General features: G+C 66.2%; 17 protein-coding genes. 5 read left to right on the top strand and 12 right to left on the bottom strand.

Annotated elements, in window-relative coordinates; genetic code table 11:
* Positions 1 to 134: 134 nt before the first annotated feature.
* The 6 genes from AB0M48_RS05495 to AB0M48_RS05520 form a co-directional block, all read right to left on the bottom strand.
* Complete coding sequence (locus tag AB0M48_RS05495; RefSeq protein ID WP_363836141.1) at positions 135 to 464, bottom strand: hypothetical protein; 330 nt, start codon at positions 462 to 464, stop codon at positions 135 to 137.
* Positions 464 to 4,189 carry an RHS repeat-associated core domain-containing protein gene (locus AB0M48_RS05500; protein WP_363836142.1) on the bottom strand — a complete coding sequence of 1,242 codons (3,726 nt, stop codon included), beginning with the start codon at positions 4,187 to 4,189 and terminating at the stop codon, positions 464 to 466. Before AB0M48_RS05500 ends, AB0M48_RS05495 begins: the two co-directional genes overlap by 1 nt.
* Positions 4,186 to 5,670, bottom strand: coding sequence for a PrsW family intramembrane metalloprotease (locus AB0M48_RS05505; RefSeq protein ID WP_363836143.1), 1,485 nt, complete (start codon positions 5,668 to 5,670; stop codon positions 4,186 to 4,188). Before AB0M48_RS05505 ends, AB0M48_RS05500 begins: the two co-directional genes overlap by 4 nt.
* A 5-nt stretch (positions 5,671 to 5,675) precedes the next feature.
* Positions 5,676 to 5,912, bottom strand: a complete 237-nt coding sequence (locus AB0M48_RS05510) for a hypothetical protein (protein WP_363836144.1) — start codon at positions 5,910 to 5,912, stop codon at positions 5,676 to 5,678.
* An 83-nt stretch (positions 5,913 to 5,995) separates the two neighbouring features.
* On the bottom strand, positions 5,996 to 6,529 hold the full coding sequence (locus tag AB0M48_RS05515; RefSeq protein ID WP_363836145.1) for a DUF3558 family protein: 534 nt from the start codon (positions 6,527 to 6,529) through the stop codon (positions 5,996 to 5,998).
* A gap of 13 nt (positions 6,530 to 6,542) precedes the next feature.
* Entirely contained in the window at positions 6,543 to 7,067 is a 525-nt protein-coding gene (locus tag AB0M48_RS05520; RefSeq protein WP_363836146.1) for a DUF3558 family protein, read from the bottom strand.
* 169 nt (positions 7,068 to 7,236) lie between these two features.
* Here AB0M48_RS05520 and AB0M48_RS05525 point away from each other — a divergent pair, with 169 nt between their 5' ends.
* Positions 7,237 to 9,951, top strand: coding sequence for a BTAD domain-containing putative transcriptional regulator (locus tag AB0M48_RS05525; RefSeq protein WP_363836147.1), 2,715 nt, complete (start codon positions 7,237 to 7,239; stop codon positions 9,949 to 9,951).
* A gap of 12 nt (positions 9,952 to 9,963) precedes the next feature.
* Here AB0M48_RS05525 and AB0M48_RS05530 read toward each other — a convergent pair whose 3' ends face one another.
* Positions 9,964 to 10,749, bottom strand: coding sequence for a hypothetical protein (locus AB0M48_RS05530; protein WP_363836149.1), 786 nt, complete (start codon positions 10,747 to 10,749; stop codon positions 9,964 to 9,966).
* A gap of 65 nt (positions 10,750 to 10,814) precedes the next feature.
* On the opposite strand from AB0M48_RS05530, the gene AB0M48_RS05535 reads away from it, so the two are divergent.
* From AB0M48_RS05535 to AB0M48_RS05545, 3 genes are all read left to right on the top strand, one after another.
* On the top strand, positions 10,815 to 11,387 hold the full coding sequence (locus AB0M48_RS05535; protein WP_363836151.1) for a hypothetical protein: 573 nt from the start codon (positions 10,815 to 10,817) through the stop codon (positions 11,385 to 11,387).
* A 103-nt stretch (positions 11,388 to 11,490) separates the two neighbouring features.
* Entirely contained in the window at positions 11,491 to 12,054 is a 564-nt protein-coding gene (locus AB0M48_RS05540; protein WP_363836152.1) for a hypothetical protein, read from the top strand.
* Between the two features lie 262 nt (positions 12,055 to 12,316).
* Entirely contained in the window at positions 12,317 to 13,186 is an 870-nt protein-coding gene (locus AB0M48_RS05545; protein WP_363836153.1) for a hypothetical protein, read from the top strand.
* 81 nt (positions 13,187 to 13,267) lie between these two features.
* Here AB0M48_RS05545 and AB0M48_RS05550 read toward each other — a convergent pair whose 3' ends face one another.
* The 5 genes from AB0M48_RS05550 to AB0M48_RS05570 form a co-directional block, all read right to left on the bottom strand.
* Positions 13,268 to 15,754: a hypothetical protein gene (locus AB0M48_RS05550; protein ID WP_363836154.1), complete on the bottom strand. Its 2,487-nt coding sequence runs from the start codon at positions 15,752 to 15,754 to the stop codon at positions 13,268 to 13,270.
* Between the two features lie 219 nt (positions 15,755 to 15,973).
* On the bottom strand, positions 15,974 to 16,186 hold the full coding sequence (locus tag AB0M48_RS05555) for a hypothetical protein (protein WP_363836155.1): 213 nt from the start codon (positions 16,184 to 16,186) through the stop codon (positions 15,974 to 15,976).
* 141 nt (positions 16,187 to 16,327) lie between these two features.
* Positions 16,328 to 16,867, bottom strand: coding sequence for a hypothetical protein (locus tag AB0M48_RS05560; RefSeq protein ID WP_363836156.1), 540 nt, complete (start codon positions 16,865 to 16,867; stop codon positions 16,328 to 16,330).
* A 321-nt stretch (positions 16,868 to 17,188) separates the two neighbouring features.
* Entirely contained in the window at positions 17,189 to 17,401 is a 213-nt protein-coding gene (locus AB0M48_RS05565) for a hypothetical protein (protein ID WP_363836157.1), read from the bottom strand.
* Between the two features lie 175 nt (positions 17,402 to 17,576).
* Positions 17,577 to 18,191 carry a hypothetical protein gene (locus AB0M48_RS05570; RefSeq protein ID WP_363836158.1) on the bottom strand — a complete coding sequence of 205 codons (615 nt, stop codon included), beginning with the start codon at positions 18,189 to 18,191 and terminating at the stop codon, positions 17,577 to 17,579.
* Between the two features lie 438 nt (positions 18,192 to 18,629).
* Here AB0M48_RS05570 and AB0M48_RS05575 point away from each other — a divergent pair, with 438 nt between their 5' ends.
* The gene (locus AB0M48_RS05575) at positions 18,630 to 19,589 is read left to right on the top strand and encodes a hypothetical protein (protein WP_363836159.1); all 960 of its coding nucleotides are present in this window, start codon (positions 18,630 to 18,632) and stop codon (positions 19,587 to 19,589) included.
* The last annotated feature ends 502 nt before the right edge of the window (positions 19,590 to 20,091 follow it).

Below are 20,091 nucleotides of genomic sequence, written 5' to 3' on the forward strand. Positions count from 1 at the left end.
AGCTCCACCTCCTGTGCGTCGGAGCTGTGATCTGGCGGTGCTTTTAGGGGCCTGCTTTCGTCCGCAGGCTGCACCCGCGACGCCGCTGGCCGATCGCCGCTCAACCCGCCTGTCGTACTCCATGCCAAGCAGGACTACCTCTTGGGCTCCAACGCGATGAGGATCAAAGTCACCAGTCGCATTGCAGCATCCCACTCGGCTTGCGTGACAAGAGGAAACGCCTCACGGACCGATGGCGGCACGTCACTGTCCTCGGCGGCGTGAAGAAGGTCGGAGATCGGGATCCCATGCCTCCGAAGCACCAGTGCCGACCGGGCCGGATCCAGCTCCAGCTGTTCGATGCTGTTGAGGTTGTCCGGCGTCTCCGAGCCGAATTCTACGAGTGCGCGCTTGAACTGCGGATCACCCGACTTGCCGTGGGCGATTGCGATCAACTCGTTGATGAAAGCATCGCGCGTGGACATTATCTCCTCTTGATGATGACTTTTTTTACCAGTTTATTGAACTCTTCGATCCGGTTGGCGGGAACCGCGTATCGACTCGGCTCGTTCGTGGGTTTGAGCTCGAACTGTTTCAGCCACTCTCGTGTTCCCAGGTCGGCGTGAAACTCCATCCGGTGCGTGTACTGCTTGGGCTTGCCCAGCTTTCTCGCGTCGACGCGCCCGTCATCGGCGATCCACTTAGGGTTCTCGTGGTGCGGCTCAGGCTTGAGCACCAGGCCTTCGGCTATTTCGGACGCTTTCGCTTCGGCCTCGCTACCGTACCTCTCATAGACCTCGAGCTTGCGCTTGTAGGGCGCGAGCCCCAGGAAGTCGCTCCACTCCATGGGGTTCGACACGTAGGTGTGCGGGTTCGGTGCCGCGTGCAGGCCGATCGGGTCCGGTGTCGTGTAGGCACCGGTCTCCGGGTCGTAGTAGCGGAGGACGTTGTAGTTCTGGCCGGTTTCGGCGTCGTGGTACTGGCCGGGGAAGCGCAGCGGGCAGTGCGCATGACCCTGCGCGGCGGAGATCGACGTACCCCACACCGTAGTCACCTGACGCCAGGCGAGTTCTCCTGTCACGTCCACCAGTTCCACAGGAGTGCCGACCAGGTCGGTCACGATCGCGTAGAACTGCTGGTCGATCGACTCCTGGGGTGCGATCCGCGTGCTTTCGGCTTGTGTGACAGGTGTCGAAGTGCCCGGCTGGTAGTTCCACGTCGTCGTGCGTCCTCCGGACCGCACCTGTTCCGCCAACGTGGCGCCGTCCCAGGTGAAGTCCACGCGCTCCTGAGGTCCCACCTTGGCGATCCGCCGCCCGAACGGGTCGTACAGATACCGCCAGGTCGCACCGTCCGGCGTCGTAACGGATGTCAGACGATCTTCACTGTTCCACACGTACCGCCATGCCCGCGACCGGCCGGACAGCGTGTGTGAGATCCGCTCTGTGATTCGGCCCTGTGCGTCGTGGCGGTACTGCGTTCCACCTGCACGGCGGATTAATGTCCCTTCGTGGGTTCGCGGGCCGGTCGCCGACAGCGGGCCCTCCGCGTGGCTGATGTTGCCACTCTGGTCGTACGTGTACTTCTCGCGGAAAGCTGGCCCGGTCACACCGGTGACTCGTCCGAGTTCATCCAGGTCGAACCGGCGTACGCCCGCGAGTTGGTCCACGATGCTCGTCACCGCGTTGTCAGCGCGGTAGGTATAAGCACGCCGCTGCACGAGCCTCTGCTGACCGGTAACGGACTGGCTGCTCAGGCGGTGGTTCGAGTCCCAGCTCTGGGCCAGCCCGAACTCGCCGAGCCTTCGCGACACCTCACGCCCGGCGTCGTCGTACGCGAAAGTCAAGAGCTGCCCCGCGGTGCGTAGACCCACCGCTCGTCCTGCGGAGTCATACTCCCACAACGATTCTGTGCCGCTGGGCGTCACTCGGCGGATGCGACGGCCAAGCCGGTCGTAACTGGACGCCGTGGTCCGGCCGTTTACGGTCTCCTCGACGACGCGGCCAAGGTCGTCGTGACGGAGACGCACGTCCGCGTCCCGGTTGGTCGCGCGGACCAAGCGGTCGGCTTGGTCGTAGTCGAACGTGGTGATGCCGTCCTCAGCCCGCCGCTCCACCAGCCGACCCAGCACGTCGCGCTGGAACGTCGTGGTGTGGCCCGTGCCGTTGTTACTGGCCACGACCTCTCCCACTGCGTCCCGCACGTAGGTCAGGGTGCGGCCGTTGAAGTCGGTCTGTGCGACGAGTTTGCCGGTCGGGTCGTAGTCGTAGCGCCACAGCAGACCAGCAGGATTGGTCACGCCGACGAGCTGGAGGTTCGTGTCATGGTGGAATTCGACCGTGGCGCCGTCCGGCGTGATCTTGGCCTTCGGCAGGTCGAAGTGGGTGTACTCGAACCGAGTCGACCGGCCGAGCACGTCGGTGTGCTCGACCATATTGCCTTCACCGTCGTACCGCCAGCGTTCGGTCGTGCCATCCGGGAACGTGCGCCAGATCAGCTGGCCCTCAATGGTCCAGCCGAGCTTTGTCACCCCACCCACCGGGTCGGTGATCGTGCTGATGCGGCCGAAGACGTCCCGGGTATAGCTGGTGGTCGCTCCGTCCGGAGCGGTGTCCCCGATCGGCAGACCTGCCGCGTCGCACCACACCTGGCGGGTCCCACCGACAGCGTCGGCAGCCTCCACGAGGTGTCCGTTCTTGTCGTAGCGATAGCGGGTGACGCTGCCGGCCGCGTCGATCTCCGCGGTGAGATTGCCGCGTGGATCGTATTCCCACAGCCACACCGACCCGTCGAACTCGACGGCTCTCGTCGGCTGGCGGAACTCGTTGAATTCGAACGACGAGCGGCTGCCGTCCGGGCGCACGAGTTCGATGAGGTTGCCCGCGTCGTCGTACGTGCAATGGGTCGCGCGTCCCAGCGGGTCAGTAGTCGAGAGGACGTGATCGTACCGGTCGTGCTCAAGGGCAGTGACGTTGCCGAGCGGGTCGACCTCCCGCACGATCTGCTTCATCTCGTTGAGCTGGTAGATCGTGGAGTACCCGAGCGAGTCGGTGAACACCGTCTCGTCGTCGCGATAGGTGAAGGTGCCGTCGAGGAAACCACCTGACCCGACGTTGCGCACGCAGCGACCCTGCTCGTCGTAGACGTAGCGGTACCAACCGCCGTTGCGGTCCTGCCAGCCGGTGATGCGTCCGTCAGCGTCGTAATCGAACTTGACGGCGTGGCCAGAGGAGTTGCGAACCTCGGCCAACCTGCGTTCAGCGTTGTAGGAGAACCGCACGATCGGCACGTCCGACTCGGTGTTCGCGAGCCATAGGCTCGTGATCAGGCCATCAGCGCTCTCGACTCTGACGCGGTAGCCGCCCGAGTGGCGGATCTCAGTGAGGACACCATCGTTGTCGCGATCGAGATCGATGCGGTCCCCGACGCGGTGAACGATCGAGGTCAACGCCAGGGTCGCGCCGACGGACGCGGTGAAGTGCCACGTCGTGCCCGCAGCCGCATCGGTGATCGCGTAACCGTCGTCGATCCGGTGCAGCGGCAGGCGCGGGCCGACTTCCGGCAACACCGGCCCGGCGTCCGGTCGCGGGTAGACCAGGCACATCCCGTCCGCGGCGATGAACACCAGTCCGAGAACATCGCTCTCGATCCGCTGGTCCACTGTGGACGCCCAGGACCGGCCGAATGACTGTCCGGCCCGATAGCTCGACACGTGGGTACGTCGCAGTACCAGCGGCAGCACGCCGGGCAGGTCGACGTCCGTCTGACCCAGCACCATCTCGCCGCTGGCGACGTCAACGGGGTCGTTCTTGCACTTGCGCTCGTTTTCCGGTGTCCTCGTGCCGTTCGGCTCGTCCGGTCGGTTCGGCGAGGTCTCCTTCGCGGCCGACGAGGTCGCACCGTCGCCGGCACCGTCCAAATACTCGGGCAGCATGGAGTGCGATGACTCCGGTGTTGCGATCGAGGTGCCTTCCGGGAGGTTCCCTGCCCGGTACGAACGCGCGAGCTGGAGCACGGTCACCGCGACGACAGCTGAGCCGACGACGACGCTTGCGGTGATCGGAGTCGCGTGTCCGCAATTGCCTGCCCCACCGGGGCCGACGCCGTAGGTCACGCCGCCGCAAGCGGCCATCGCGTCGGTCGCGGTGAGCAGTAGGAGGAGCACGACGCCCACGACTGCCTGAGTCGACCACAAGATCAACCCGATCATCGGGCGCTCCATTCTGGTTCCAACTGTGCACGGAACTGACTTCCCACCGATTGCTCACTTCCGAACTTGAGCTGTGCGATCCGGTCAGCCAGCACTGTCTCGTCGGGTGTAGCCAGGAGGGTTTCGCCACGCAGGCGGTGCCAGCGTTCAGTCGCCAGGTCCAGTTGTGCGGTGTGCAGTCGGGCGAGCTTGCGGTAGGCGGCGACACCACAGCGTCGGCTCGGCTCTGCCCGGAACGCGTCGACCTTCAGACGGAACCGTCGTGCGGGAGAAAGCAGTGTTTGCCGTTCCGCTGGCGTGATCAGGTCGTGGGTAGAAGCCGGCAGGGTTTCGAGAGCCGCGGACAAGCCGGCCGCTTGGCTGCGTGTTCCACGTCGGAGGAGCAGCAGGTACAGCACGATCAGAGGGCCCTGAAGAATCAGGAACTGCACGGGTGTCACAACCAGCACCTGGACCGTTTCGCTGACTGTGAGCCAGCGGAGGGCGCCGCGGGCGAGATAGCCCAGGACGGTGTTGTTGCAGGCGTGCGCGCTGGCCGCCGTGAAGATCCCGAGGGTGATGACCCCGAGTTGTTGGCGCCGGTTCTTCATCTGACGCGCGATGCCGAAGCCTGCGCCGGCCACGGCGCTGAACGCTGTGTGGGCGGCCATGAGACCGAGCGACTGCCTCGCCCAGAACTGGTAGCCGGCGTCTGCAGCCAGCGGATCGCTCATGTAACCGATCGTTTCGGTGAAGTTGAAGCCGATCCCGGTGGCGGCGCCGAGCGCGATACCCGACACGACCGAGTCGAAGTTCCTGCGGCGGAGCACGAACAGGACAGCGACCCCGGCCGCCTTGCCTAGCTCTTCGGACAGTCCCGTGATCAACGGGGCGGTCATTCGGTACACCCATGTCGGATCGAGAAGACTTTCCGGCAGCGGCAGGTAGTTCCCGGAGAAGACGCTCCACCAGGTGTTCATCGTCCCGCCGAAGCCGGTCGCCACGAACGCTCCCCAGCCTGCCGCGACGAAGAGAAGGGAGAAGGGGACGCGGCGGAACCGTTGCATGCGATGCGCGAGGCAGAGCGCGTACGTGGTCGTCGGAACGCACACCACAACCGCCAGGACGACGTTCATCGGCGCTGTGACCAGCGCAAGTACCGGAACGGACTGCATGACGAAGGGAGCGAGAACAACCGCCGCCAGTACTCGACGGTAGCGGCGTGCGATGGCAGCACGTCGCCGAGTTCGCCGCAGATGCACGACGGCGACCACCAACAGCACCGCCAGCAGCGTCCAGGACGGCGGAAAGTACAGGTACGTCAACCTGATCACGAACTTGGCGAGACCGTCCAGGTTCGCGTCGTTTTGATGCCGACGCGGCAGGACCGCGGTCGACAGCATCGTCGTGGCGACCACGCCGTGCAGGGCAAGCACGATCAGCAGTGCGGTGCGGCGTGGTCCGCGGGCTGGAAACAGTTCACCGCGATGTCGGTGGGCCATGTGTCTCACCGTCTGGGGAGCGGGGGCAGGCTGGGCGCGGTGATGAACGGCTTGGGTGGCTTGCTGGGCCAGTGGGTGGAGAAGGGCAGCGCGGGTGGCACGTCGGTGGGCACCGGCCGCGACACGGGAGTGGGAATCGAACTGAAGCCCGGCAGGCCGTCGAGGTCCTCCAGCTTCCTGATGCGGTCGAGGCTGCCGCTGACGACGAACGAAGCCGTGAGCAGGCAGCCGCTCGCGATCACACAGAAGACGCTGAAAAACCGCAGGTGAGGGGCTGACTCAAAGCCGACATCGCCGTGGTCGCGCATTGTTACCGAAGCCCCCGTCACACCGGCTGCATCTCGGCGAGTACGTGCTGGGCTGCCCGCACACCGAGCGCGCACGGTCCGGCGCGGTCCTGGGAGATGACCTGGAACGTGAGGTAGGCGCTGTCGGAGACCGCGACGTAGACGATGCAGGAGATACCGATGGGCAACTTCGCAGCCGGGTACCCCCTGATCAGGTCGACGTTGTCGTTCAACACGACAATGCGGACGCTGTCGGTGTCGTTGTGGATTTGCAACGCGACAGACTCGCCATCACCGTTGGCCCAGAAGCAAGTCGTGGGAGTGTGCGCGGCACCCCTCGGCCCTGGACCCCGATCAGGCGACACAACTCCCAGCTCCTCGGCGTTCTCCGGGCTGATCAGGTCACAGGGCTTGAGCTTTTCCACCGGCAGAGGCGAGACGGCGAACTGCCGGATCGTCCTCTTCTCCCTCATCGGAACGTCCTTCGAGACGTCACCGGGCTCGCCGCCCCCACACGCGGCCAGAGCGGCGGCCGTCGCGCACAGCAGCGCACTCAGAATCGTGAATCGCATGCTCTGTGGTCCTTCAGACAATAGGCACGTTGCGCAGCGCTTCTTGCGCGGCGCGAACCCCGACGGCGCACGCACCAGCGCGGTTGCGGGACGTGACCTGGAGGGTGAGGTGCGCGGTGTCGGAAACGGCGACGTCGACGTTGCAAAGGGAGGCACTACCGGGCGACATGCTCGCCGGGTAGCCCCTGATCAGGTCGACGTTGTCGTGCGAGACGACATATCTCACTGCCCTGCCGCTGTTGTCGTGATGCAGTTGCAGGTCGAGTGACTCGCCGTAGTGATCGGTCCAGTAGCAGGTGATCGGGTCCGTCGATGGCCCTTTGCGAGGCAGCCCGTAGCGCTCCTTGACCGGCGGGAGCAGACCCATCTCCTCCGCCACCTCGGTGCGGATGAGGGTGCAGGGGTCGGTCACCTTCTTCAGCGGCAGGACGGTCACGTCGAATTGCCTGATCGTGGACTTCTCCTTCAAAGGAACATTCTTGTCGGGTGGTTCCTCAACCTTCCCGCATCCGGAAGTGACTGTTGTGACGGCGATCAACGCAAGAGCGCAAGGCAGAACACGCACTGAGGTAACCCCTTGAAAGTGGATCTGTCCGAACGATGCACCAAGCACCCCTCAACAACCTCTCCAAAACCTGGAATGCGCAGCTTGCAGCGGTGCGTACCGCACTCGTGACGGTCCGTGACCGACTGGGTAGGGTGACCGCGTGAGTAGTAGCGGGACGCGGTTCGCGGTGCTGGGGAGCATTGAGGCGTATGTGGGCGACAAGCCGCTCGTTCTGGGGCCCGCGATGCAACGCAAGGTGCTGGCGGTGATGCTCGCGAACGCGGGACAAGCCGTGTCGCCGGACCAGATCGTCGAATCGGTGTGGCACGACGCCCCGCCGCACGACGCATTGAGCACGCTGTACACCTACATCGCCCGGCTGCGGAAGGTGAACGGCCTGGAGATCACGCGCCAACAGGGTGGCTACTTGCTCGAAATGGAGCCGGAGTCCGTTGACCTGCAACGCTTTCGGGCGCTGTTGCGGCGGGCCCGGGACCTGCCCGACGACAGTGCCGTTGATCTGATTGAGGAAGCCTTGGGCCTGTGGCGCGGGGAGCCGTTCGACGGCGCCGACACGCCCTGGTTCGTCCAGCAGCGCGCCGCGCTCGCGGAGACGAGATTCGCCGCCCGGTTGAGGTACTTCGACATCGCGTTGCGGTGTGGCCGGCATGGTGAGCTGGTGCCCGAGCTGACCGAGATGGCCGCCGAGCATCCGCTTGACGAGCGGGTGGCTGGTCAGCTGATGCTCGCGCTCTACCGCGACGGGCGGCAGGCGGAGGCATTGCGCTTCTACGAAGACCTGCGCGTGCGACTGCGGGACGAGCTGGGCACGGATCCGAGCCCCGAACTGCAGCTGCTGCACCGGCAGATGCTCACCAGCGACGTAGCGATCGCGGTACCCGTCCGGCAGACGGTGCCGTGCCAGCTACCCGCACCGCCCTCGGTGTTCGTAGGACGCACCGACATCACGGCAGAACTAAACAGTCTGAAGAGCGGGGTAGTCGTCGTCGGTGGTCCCGGCGGGGTCGGTAAAACCGCGCTCGTGCTGCGCTGGGCGCACGACCACGCAAGCCGGTTTCCGGACGGGCAGTTGCACGTGAACCTGCGCGGGTTCGACCCGTCAGCGCCACCGGCCCAGCCGGACATGGTGTTGCACAGCTTCCTCAGCGCCCTGGGCGTCCTGCCGGAACGCATGCCCGAGGACCTCGACGCACGCAGCACGCTGTTTCGCGAGCGAGTCGCCGGACGGAAGATGCTGATCGTGTTGGACAACGCGCTGAGCGAGGACCAGCTCCGGCCGTTGCTACCGGGCGGAACCACCTGCCTCGTCGTGGTGACCAGCCGCAACAGGCTCACCGGGATGGCCGTGTCCGAGCAGGCACGCCAGGTCACAGTGCCAATGCTCACAGACGACGAGGCAGTCGCGCTGCTGGCCCAGCGCCTCGGCAGCACACGACTCGAGGACTCCGAAGCATTGCACGAGCTCATCCGCCTCACCGCGGGACTGCCGCTGGCGCTCGCCGTCGTGGCGGCGCGGGCGTTGGCGCATCCCGCTTTTCCGCTTCGTGTGCTGGTCAAGGAACTGCACGACGAGCACAGCCGCCTGGACGCACTGGACGCCGGCGAGCCGGCGTCGAATGTTCGTGCCGTGACGTCGTGGTCCTACCACCGGCTCTCCCCTGCCGCCGCCCGGTTGTTCCGGCTGCTCGGCGCGCACCCCGGCCCGGACATCGACCTGGCCGCGTCCGCCGCGCTGGCGGGAGCCCGACCGGCAGAGGTCCGCTGGCTGCTTGACGAGCTCACGAGGGCACACGTTCTGGAACAGCCCGCTCCCGGCAGGTTCGCCTCCCACGACCTGCTGCGGGCATTCGCCCGGGACGAGACCACGCCAGAGGAAGCGCGGGAGGCACTCGGCCGGGTACTCGACCACTACCTGCACACAGGATTCGCCGCGGAACGCCAGCTCTCCCCGCACTGGCCGCCTATCGACCTGGCTCCTCCACAACGCGACGTGCACCCGCTCCAGATCGAGTCCTACGACAAGGCCATCGACTGGTTCACGGCAGAACGCGCGGCGCTGCTCGCCTCCGCCGACCTGGCAGCGCGTAACGGCTGGGACGTCCACGCCTGGCAGTTGCCGTGGGTGTTGTCGACCTATCTCACTCGCAGCGGCCACTGGGACGATCGCGCGGCCTCTCAGCGTGCCGCGCTCGCCGCCGCACGCCGGTTGGGTGACCACACGGCGCTCGCGGAGGTGTTGTTGCTGCTCGGTCGCGGCCACAGCGTCCTGGGCGACCAAACACGTGCGGTGGATGAGCTCACCGAGGCACTCGCATCCTTTCGTGCCATCGCGAACAGCGTCGGCGAGGGCATCACGCAGTTCTCGCTCGGCCTCGCTCACGCCCGGCGCAACGACCCGACGACCGCGCTGGATCACACGCAGCAGGCGCTGGCGCTGTTCCGCGGCATCGGCGACCGCGCGTGGGAGACGTTCAGCCTGACCGCGGTGGGCTGGTACCATGTTCTGCTGGGCGAGATGGACCTCGCCGCCGAGATCGGCGGCGCCGCGCTACGGCTGCTGGACGACGTGGGCGATCGAGACTGCGAAGCGCACACCCATCGCATGCTCGGCGTCGTCCAGCAGCAGCGGGGTGATCACGCGGCGGCCGTCGTGCATCACCAGCGCGCCCGCGAACTGTTCCGCGACCTGGGCGACTCCTACAGCGAGGCCGCGACCGCCGACCAGCTCGGCGACTCATTGCAGGCTCTGGGTGACAACGTCGCCGCCCGCGAGGCGTGGCTGCGCGCAGCGACGTTGTTCGAGGCATTGGGATTGCCCGAGGCCGACACGGTACGAGCGAAGCTGGCAGACTGATCCGCCCGCGCATCAGCGGTGGTACTTCGACTGCGCTCGCAGGACGAGGTTCGGGTCCAGCCCGGCCGGGCGATCCTTCTTCGGCGCCACGTTCTGCGGTGGCCTTGGTGGCACCGGTGGTTTCCTGACCGCCGACGCCACCACCGTGCTCACAGGTTTCACGGGCGTCGCGCGACGGCGTGCCCTGTCGCGCTCTGCACGTTCCTGTGCTTGAAGCACAAGAACGTGCACGACACGTATCAGGATCGTCAGCACAAGGAAGACGACAGCCATCCCCTTCTTCACGTCCCGCTCGGCGACGTCGCCGGCCAACTCGGGTGCGACGCGATCGTCGGGATCGAAGGTCAGTTCGATGTGATCACCGATGCCCGCCAGCGCCTCGGGCTTGGTCACGGTGGAGGGACCGCCGTCGCCGCACTCCAGGCGGTGGTCGTAGTAGGTGCTGCTCTCGGTGCTGTAGGTGCCGTCGCCGTTGAGGTAGCGATTGACCTCGACGCGCCGATCGACGTCGAGCACCCTGCACGGCACGGTTCGACCATGCTCCGCCAGGTACGTCATGGTCGTCGCGGTGCCTGCGGAGACGACCGCGATCGCCAAGCTGAAGAACGCCGCAATTCCCACGCCTATCCCGTGCACGGCTGACGACAAGAAGACAACGAGCCACACCAGCAGAAAAAGACCGAGCACCGCCAAGAAGCGCAGCACGCCGTGTTCAACTGCGGTCTTCGCTTGCGCCAACAACACGGCCAAACCAACAGCTATCACCGGAATCATCACAACCATCAGCAGCGCCGCCACAACACGGAGAACGCGCACGAGTCTCATATCTTCACACTGCCCAACCACTCCCTCCGAATTCCTTCATGAACCTTGAATTCGCAGGTCAGCGCCACAAGACTCGAAACGAGCGACTCGATACCATTTACCTTGCGCGACGCGCAGACTACGACGAAATGAAGCAGGGGGCCATGAAGATGTGGAACAGGAACGCCTGGCTGAGCACACTGTTCCTTTTCGGCGGAGCCCTGCTCTTCGCGGTGCTCGGCGACCGGTTGGGTCTTCCCGCCCCGTTCTACTTCACGGTGACCGGTCTGATCCTCCTCGCCGTCGCGGGATTGTTGTGGCCGATCTACAAAGACGCCCCGATCGACGGCAAACTGGGCAACCCGCTCTACGTCGCGCTGTTCTACGCGGGCGGTGGAGCGTGGATCTGGCTGGCAATGGGGCTGATGTCGATCGGGATCACCGCCTGGCTGGCGTTTCCCGGCGCCTTCTTCCTCGCGGGCGTGGTCCTGATCGTCGCCGGAGGCGTGTGGCGACTGGACATGGCTGCGCTATCGGGCTGGGCCTGGCGAGCATCTTCGGCCTGGCGTGCCTGGTCGTCGGCGGGTTCCTCGTATTCCCCCTCGGCTGGGGTTGGCTCGTGTTGTACCTGATCGGCCCCGTGATGGCGCTGCCCGCGCTCGCTGGAGCGATGATGTGGATCGGTCGACGGACCGCGACGAAGCCGTCCGTCGGAGCATCCCGGCAGGTGCGCCGGTGACAAGTCCCGAGATTTCGCTTCGGACGGTCGGCTACAAGACGGGGCCTGGTCCGCTGTTCGTGCTCGGCGGGCTGCTGCTCCTGGCCTGCGTCGGGTACGGCGTGTGGGCGCAGTTCCTTACTTTCGACGGCCCACCGACTTGCGGCGGTGCAGCGATGCGCCCGAATGAGGTGTGCGTGGACTTCTCCGGCCGCCGCGATCCCGTCGACTACGAGACCATGCTCGAGGCGCAGAAGGAGTCGGTCGGCATCTCGGCGCTGTGGCGAGCAGGCATCCCGGGGATGCTCGGCACGGTCGCTCTGGTCCTCGCCGTCTGGCGCCGCATCTCGGAGGAGATGATGACGACCCGGGATGCGTTCCTGAACGTGCTGGCGTTCGTCACCCTGCCGTTGCTCGTGGTCGCCGTTCTGCTGCAACTGCTCGGCGCGCGGCTCGGGTGGACGTGGGTCTCTCCGGTGGGCATCCCCGGGCTGTCCCAGGGGGTGCTGACCGCGATCGTGGGCACTCGCGATCGCGTCGTACGTTCCGTTCGCGTGGAGCGACGAACGTCCATCGCCTAAAGCACCGGCACAACCGCTCCACGAACGGGCGGCGGAGCACGAGCGTGCCCGTGCACTGGAGCGGGCCACAGAAGCCGAACGCCGGCACACGAAAGCCATAGAGCAACGCGAGAAAGCCGAGCAGCGGCAAGCCCGGGAGACCGAGCGCGAGGTCAAGCGGGAGGCGTCACGCCGGTCGCAGCAGAACCGCAGCGACCCGACCAGCGACCTGTGGATCGACCGCCGGGCGCAGATCAGCCCCGAGCCCGCCTCAAACGGCCAAATGCTGCTGTACCAGATCATCGGCCTGACCGGACTGGTCGCCATGCTGGCAGCCCTGGTGAGTGACGGCTGGTTGGCGTGCGGACTCGGCATGGGCGGCCTGGTGCTGGTGTCGGCCCGGCCGGCGAGCAGGGCGCCGACCGTGAACACCGCAATGCTGTGGGGCACTGCAGCAGCGCTCGGGTTCGGTGTCTCGATGACTCAACTCCTGCCCGTGCAGCCGTTGACCTGGACCTCGCTACTTACCGCAGTCGTGCTGGGCTACGGCTCGTACTACAAGATGCTGAGCGTCAGCTACGCCGCAGAAACCCCCCGGCTCAGCCACATCTGGTGGCACCTGACCAGCGTGCTCCTCGTGCCCACGGCGGTGCTGCTGGCACTCAGCGCGACGATCAGCGGCACGGTCGAGGCCGTGGTCGCCCACGTCGCGGCGGGAGGCGCACTGCTGTTGGCTTTCCCGTTCCGCGGCGACTTCCCGCCGCAGTGGCAGACTTTCCGGCGCGCTGCTCGGCCTGATCCTCGTGTCGGGCGTGGTGATCGCGGTGCTTGGCGCCACCCCGACGGCCTGGATCTTCGGTGGTGTCGTGAGGATGGGGACTGTGATGAGCGCGGTGTCGCGTCCCAAGACCCAGGCCGCTGTACCGGTGGGCTAGATCCAGCCTTGCTGCTCGACGGCTGCTATGAGGGCCAGCAAGGTGTCCCCTGTCAGCGGGACTTGCCAAGGCTGGATCGGATCTCACGGTCCAGGCCGCAGTCACCGGTCTCGGCCGCGATGCGCCGGGCCTGGTCGATGTGGTCCGATGGCGCCGCGAGGCCGAGCCGTGTGTGCGCCAGCCAGTCCCTGATCAGGGCGAGGCCGAGACCGACTTGATCGCCGATGTCCGCTGCGCCGGATCGTGATCTTGGCCGGTGGAGGTCTCGCCATTTAGTCCTTTGTAGACTTTCTCCGGTCTCATCGGGCATAGGGGCCGAGACCGATTAGGCAGTACACGGTGCGGGTGACCAGTGATCCGCGAATCTTGGTCTCCGCGTAGGCGTACGGGGTCTTCGCGAGGTCTGTGCACAGCGACAGATCGGTCGTGCCGGGGTAGGTCGACTCGGTGCGGTAGTGAGCGTCAGGGCTGCCGCAGTCGACTTCTGGCAACACGGAGCCCGGCACCGCGACACCGAGCTCGGGGATCTTCCCACCGAAGCAGAGGCCGGGGGTGCGCGGTGGGCGGGTGACCGAGGTGACGCGGTACGGCGGCGTCGACGGCAGAGCGACCTGCGCCGGCACCGGCGCCTGCCCGGTCACCGGAGTCACCAGCCCTGGGGGTCGGGAGGGGTCGGGCCACACGACGAACCAGACCACTGCGCCGACTACGGCGACGAGCCCGATCAGTCCCTTGGCCGCCGTGGGCACACGCCTGATCCGGACTCCGAACACGCGGCCGTCGGGACCGATCACGGGATCGCGGTCGTTGCTGCCCGGCGGTACCTCGACGCGCACCTGGTCGGCGCCCGCGAAGGCGTCGACGGTGGCGCCGTCGCGGGCCTCGGCTCGGTCCACCCACACCCAGAACCGTTCGGGCCGCTTGAGCACCGCCGCCACCACGGCGGACATGACGGCCCACAAGACGAACAGCCCCACCAGGCCAGCCAGGGCGATGCCCGCCCACGCCCACTTGCCCAGCCCCGGCTGGTCGGCGACCGCGGCGAGGACGTCCGGGGGCTGCGGGGTGCCATGCACCCCGAGCCAGACGCGCGTGCTGCTTTCGGGGGCGAGGCGTTGTGCGGAGTTCGCCGCCGCGGTTACCTGATTCGGCCAGCGGCTCTGCAACTGCGCGTCGTCGACTTCGGTGAACGGGACATGGCTCAGGTCCACGCCGCCGTAGACGTAGGTGTGCGTGATGATGTGGTCGTCCTTGATGTCGTCCTTGGAGGCGGTGAACTCCCCTTTGGTGTAGGAGGCGACGTAGTCGTCGAAGATCTTGCGCGGTGACCACGGCTCGCGGGCTGGCCACGAGGTGGTGTCGCGGCTGTCGACGTGGGAGCCGTAGGTGGTGATCCGACGGGAACTGAGGTCGCGATACCAGGCGGCGGCGACCCGGCTCAGGTGCACGCGGCGCAGGTCGGCGTACTCCGGCGCGGTGTCGACCGCCTTCTGCACCGCTGGCAGGATCATGTCGCGGTAGACCCGCTCGTTGCGGTCGAGCACGTCCTGCCCTGCCGAGGCGCACTGAGCCTTCTCCTGGGCGTGGTCCTTGCGGTAGTCCGACTCCAGGCGCACCTGGAGTGGCGCTTCGAGGATGGTGAGACTGTTCTCGCTGGTGCGCACCGCGGCGGGGCCGGGCACGATCCACTGCCGGAACGACAGGCACACCTGCCGGTCGGGCCCGTAACTCAGGCTGTCCCAGAAACGGGCGCCTAGTTCGGTGTCGGGGTGGATGAGACGGCCGACGCTCTTCTTCAGCTCCAGGTCCGCTCGTAGCAGCACCCGTCCGGCGTCGGTGGCGGCCAGGGCGGGGTCGATGATCCGGTCGGGTTCCGCGGGGTTGAGGTTCACCCACAACTTGTCCGGCGTCAGTGCCAGCGATACGAAGAACGCGTCGGAGGCTTGCTGGAGGTTCTCCCTGCCGGTCTCGTGGTCCATGTCCCGCGCGGTGGACAAGCCGCGTACCGAGTAGCGCAGGCCCTGATCCGGTCCGGGATCGGCGAGGTGGCGCAACTCCGCGGTGCCGAGGTCGGTGCCGCCCGCGTCCGGCGAAGGAGCGTGGCCGTCAAGGCGATCCACCAGCACACCCCTCATCGGCACGGCGGCGACCGCAGAACTGACCGGAGCGGTGAACAGCGACGAGACCAGCGTGCCGATCGCGGATCCCCGGTCCTCCCGCCAGTGCCGCAGCACCTTGTCCTTGTCCTCCTTCAGCCTGTCCGGGGCGACGTCGTGGGTCCGGAAGTTGAAGGTGAAGTCGCGCATGCCGGGGAAGCCGCTGATGGCAGGTTGGTTCTCCGACTCGCCGCGCGTGACCTTCTCCGTCACGCCGTTGACGTCCGTCCAAGCCTTGAGCAACTCCGTGCTCTGGTCCACCTTCTTGCCCTGCAGGTCGAGCTGGTCGGTGCGGACGAACGCACCACCTTCGAACACGTCCACGGGGACGGCTTGATCCTCGTTGCCGGCGCTGATGCTCGCGGTGGCTGCCGCGACAGTCACGCCGTCGCGGTCGTACAGCACCACGGCGACGTCGCGATCGGCCGGTACCTCCGCGTGCCGGGCGCGGAACATCTGGAGGTAGCGGGCTTCGGGTGAGCTGCCCCAGTTTATGTGGTGATAGGTGACCCCGCTAGCCGGGGCGTCTGGCTGCGCCGCCACCGCGGGCGCCAGGGTCGACGCCAGCAGCACCAGCAGGACGGGCACAGCGAACAGGAACCTGTTCGCAATCAACCGACTGGTGCTCATCCCGCGCTGTTCTCCGTCCACCGCATTGTGAATCGCATTTGGCTTTCCCGGCTACCTGGCGATCGACTGCCCGTACCCGTCCGAGCATGTGCATCGCACCTGGCAGAAACCCTGCAGAAACCTGAAAAGCGCAGCTCAGCGGCACGGGCTAAGACGGGTTCAACAGGGAGAGGAAGCACGGCATGACCGCTCATGGCCTTGATCAAGGCGCGCAGCTGGTCACACCATGGCAACCTTGTGGCCGAGTTCCGCTTTGATCTCGCCAAGGTGCGTGATCCCCCGGTGAACCCGACCAGATTTACCTGGACAAGCCGAGCGCGGCAGGATCGGCAAGCGCATCGCCGCACCGCCCACGGCGCGATGGCAGTGGGAGCCGCGCAGCACGAAGCTCAAGAAGTCTTTCGAATGGTTGTTCTCGGTGGAAGCGGGCATTATGAGGCGCTGCTGGTTGGCGGCTTAGTTCTACCGCATTAGGCCACGCATTCTTCAGCGCCGACGGCACCGTTCTCTTCGTGGTTGTTCACCAGGATGCGGGCGGCACCATGACGGGCCGCCCGCACCTGTCCTTTCGTGTCAGCCGGTGATGTTCTTCAGGCGCCGAGCCTTGTACTGGTCGCCGCCCAGGCCGTAGCTGCGGGTGCGGTAGTCGGTGCCGTAGCCGCCGCGCTGCTCGTAGGCCCAGTAGGCGGTGCGCTGCGCGTTGGCCCACTTCTCGAAGATCACGACATGGCGGCTGTTGGCGTCACCGATGGAGTCGATGAACAGGTCCCCCATGCGCATGTCGTTCTTGTTGATCGCGACCGTGTGGGTCGAGGAGGCCAGACCGACCGTGTTCGGTCCCGGCTTGGCCAGCTTGGCCGCCATCGCCACGTAGCCCGAGCAGTCGGTGCGGTAACCGCCGTGGGTCTTGCTCTGGCTGTAGGGAATCCGCTTGGCGGTGTGCGGGTTCCAGGACTTGGCGCGCTGGATCATCTCCGTGCGCGATACCGCCACCGCCGCGGACACATTCTCCGTCGCGGACACGTCCGTCGAAACAGGTGCGGCGGACACCGCCGGCGCCGACAAAAGCGCGAATCCGAGCGCGCCGACAACAACCCCCGTGAGCAGCTTCATCATTCTCCCCTAGTAGTCATTCGATGACTGACTGCAATCTCAGAATGTCCATAGTTGACGAAAATGTCAACGGCCGAGTTGCATGTCAACATCGCTACACATGAACGATCTTGACAATTTTTATTGACGACTAAACAACACATTCGTGGCGATCACATGCTCATCACCAAATTCACACTTCACCCGAAGGAGTCAATGCGAGCGGACCGCTGATGATGTACAGCAAAGCCGACGTCGCTCGTAGCTACCAGCGGTGGCGGAGGCGCGGTCGACACCCCCTGTTCTCAGCCGACCGAGGTCTACCGGCCACCTGGGCGTCAACTAGGTCTGCGAGTAGCACGAACAGCGGTGCGTGCCATCAGTCAGGCGGATGCAGACCCGGAACTTGCCGCGGCTAGTCCAGGTACCCGTGTTGACCCCGATCTCCCCCGGAGGGACGATCGCCGAGGCGACGACGTTGTCGTACCAGTTCTGAGCCCGCACTTCACGTCCGAGCCCGGCGCGGCGTTGTGGATGTTGGAATGCCACCTCCATGCGCCCGCCGGCTCGATGATCCGCCACAACGTGCCGGTCGCCCCGCCCGCCTGGATCTTGGCCATTGCCTCGTAGTCCGCCGCCGCACGCAGGTGCTGGTCGCTCACCGCCGCTTTCGATGTGACGGGGCGAACGGCGCACCCGCCGAGGCCACCGAAACCGAGCCGCCGGCCGCTCACGCCACCCGGCTCACTGGGGCCCCGACGCGGCCGGAGGGACGCCCTACCTCACGTTCCTCCGGCCGCGTCGGGGCGCTGCGCGACTGGCACAGCTCATTCCACGGAATCAGCTTCCCGGCGTACTTGGTGATGATCCGGCAAACCTTCCCGCCCAGCGGGGTCGTGGACAGGCTGATCGCGGCGCAGACCACGACCCCCCAGACCGAGTACAGGACCCACGCCGCGACCGCGGGCCCGCACGTCGGGATCTCCGCGAGCCGCTGCCCTCCCACCTCGGCCGGGGCGGGCAGCGGCGGGGCGGTGGTGGGCAGCGGCGCGCCGTGCGGCTCGGCTGGCGGCTGGTCCACCGTCTCCTGGGCGGCCTGGTCAGACAGGCCCTGTGCGAGGGCGTCGTAGGTGATGTCCGACAGGTGGGAGAAGCCCCGCTCCTCGATCATGAACCGAATCTCCGGGTCCTGCCGGAGGAGCTCCTTCCGGCTCAGGACCTCGGGCGTGGCCGGGGCCTGGGCGGCGGTCTGGCCGGGGCCGTAAGCAGGGAGGCACTCGGTCTTCTCCGACCAGTCTCGGGCCTGCGAGGCGGTTGCCGACGGGGCGGCTCCTGCAATCGTCATAGCGAGGGCGGTCGTGGTGATCAGTGTCGCCAAGAGCCTGCACTGGCGTGGCATGCTCATACTTTCGTCTCCTTCAGGATCCCTGTCGTGGTGCACCGGATGTGCATCGGTCGTGGGTCTGGCACCGCGCAGCTTGAGGTCGGCCGGCGCCCTGAGAAGAGGAAAGCCCGACGATGAAGGTGTCCAACAGGGCGACGGACAGGCTCGTCCGCATGCTGTCCAAGCTCGGACTGGCGCAGTCAGCAGGCGCCTCTGCCGCCGGACACTTAGAGTTATCAATCGGGCACTCTCGGACAGAATCGGACGGGATAGTCCATGGCAGCAGGGCAGCGGAAACCGCAAGCGCAGGGGTCAGATATGACAACGAGCGATGATCCGGCAGTCTCCCCGGCCGTGCGTCCATCCGAGCTGGGTTCAGTAGCGAGCCGAGAGGAACTGGTGAGGCTGCTGGCCGAGCAGTACGCCCGAGCCGACGTGTCGTTGCGGGAGCTGGAACTGCGGGCGGACAGGGCGGGCGGGCCTCGGCTGGCACGGGCGACGTGTTCGGACATGCTGGCTGGACGCAGGTTTCCGAAGAAGGCGGTCATGGTGACGTTCCTGCGGGCATGTCAGGTACCCCAGGAGCAACTCGCCGACTGGGAACGAGCATGGGAACGGACGAAGGTCACCCAGATCTCCATTGCGCGGGACTTCGCGCCAGAACAACAGGATGTACGGACCCCCGACTGCTCTCGCAGCGCATCGGAAGACGGCGAATCCTGGGAGGGCAGCACACAGGACGGCGTCACAATGGCCGCCCAGAAGACTCAGCCAGTAGGCAGCAAACCCGGCCGCGGCCGAAACCCTGCTTGGCGTCGTCTCGTACTATCAGCTGGGTTGGCCGCCACATGTCTGGCCACCGCCATCGGCTTCTCTGCGTTCACCGACTCCGGCACCCCCGCCCAACGCGACGTCATCGACGACGGTCGTGCGTTCGACAGCGGTGGGTCGAGTCGATTCGTCATCACCGTCAATCCCGTCAACACCGAGGTACGGCTGATCCGGCGTCTTGACGCCGGCATCGCCAGACAAACCGCATCAGTCACCGTGGACGGGGCGCTGGCCGCGATATGGCAACCCCTACCTGAGGGACCCCATGGCTGGAAGGACCAGAGCGTTGTCCTCCCCCCTGCGCTGACCCAAGGGCGCCGCGAGCTCACCATCACTAACACGTTCGTGTCCTCGGACGTGGACTTCAACGAGTTCACCTACTTCATCGACCACAAAGTCGACGGCGTCTGGTCCCGAGCCGACACCGTCGACGTCGGCCCCAACCACCTTGACAGCGAAGCCGCACATCATTACCGCATCACCAATGAGAACTGGTCCGGAACACATACCTTCCGCTACGTGAATTGAAGTTCGGCCCACCAGGCGGCTTCCCCCGATGCACGGTAAACCACCTGCAGCACTCGACATGCGGGACCAGCCTGTCGGTCCACTCAGAAGATCAACTACCAGGTCGACGTGCGTCACGCGCCACTAGCGATCTTCGATGGACCATCGACCTGCTCTGACGCACGAGACGCTTACCGCGCAAAGACCAAAGGTGGTGGCACAAGCCCGGCAGGTGCGGGAGGTGCCCAGCAGTACACACGTGAGTAACGCTTCGATCGGCGGCCGTGCCCCAGGCCCAGCGCTGCGACTCACGTCCAACGCCCCATCGGGGACGGGTCGGAACCCGCCCCCCGATGGGTGCTACTCGGGCGTGGGCAACCTGAAACTTGATTCCACTACTAGGCTGCCAGCACGAAATCGCTGGTCATCCCTGTTCCCATCCTTTGGTACTCCCGCCCAAAGTCCGGCCCTGCGCACAACGATCTCGCGCAGGTTGGTGCCCTGCCCAAAGTCCGGCCCTGCG

The sequence above is a fragment of the Lentzea sp. NPDC051208 genome (assembly GCF_040682435.1).
Classification (GTDB): Bacteria; Actinomycetota; Actinomycetes; order Mycobacteriales; family Pseudonocardiaceae; genus Lentzea; species Lentzea kristufekii.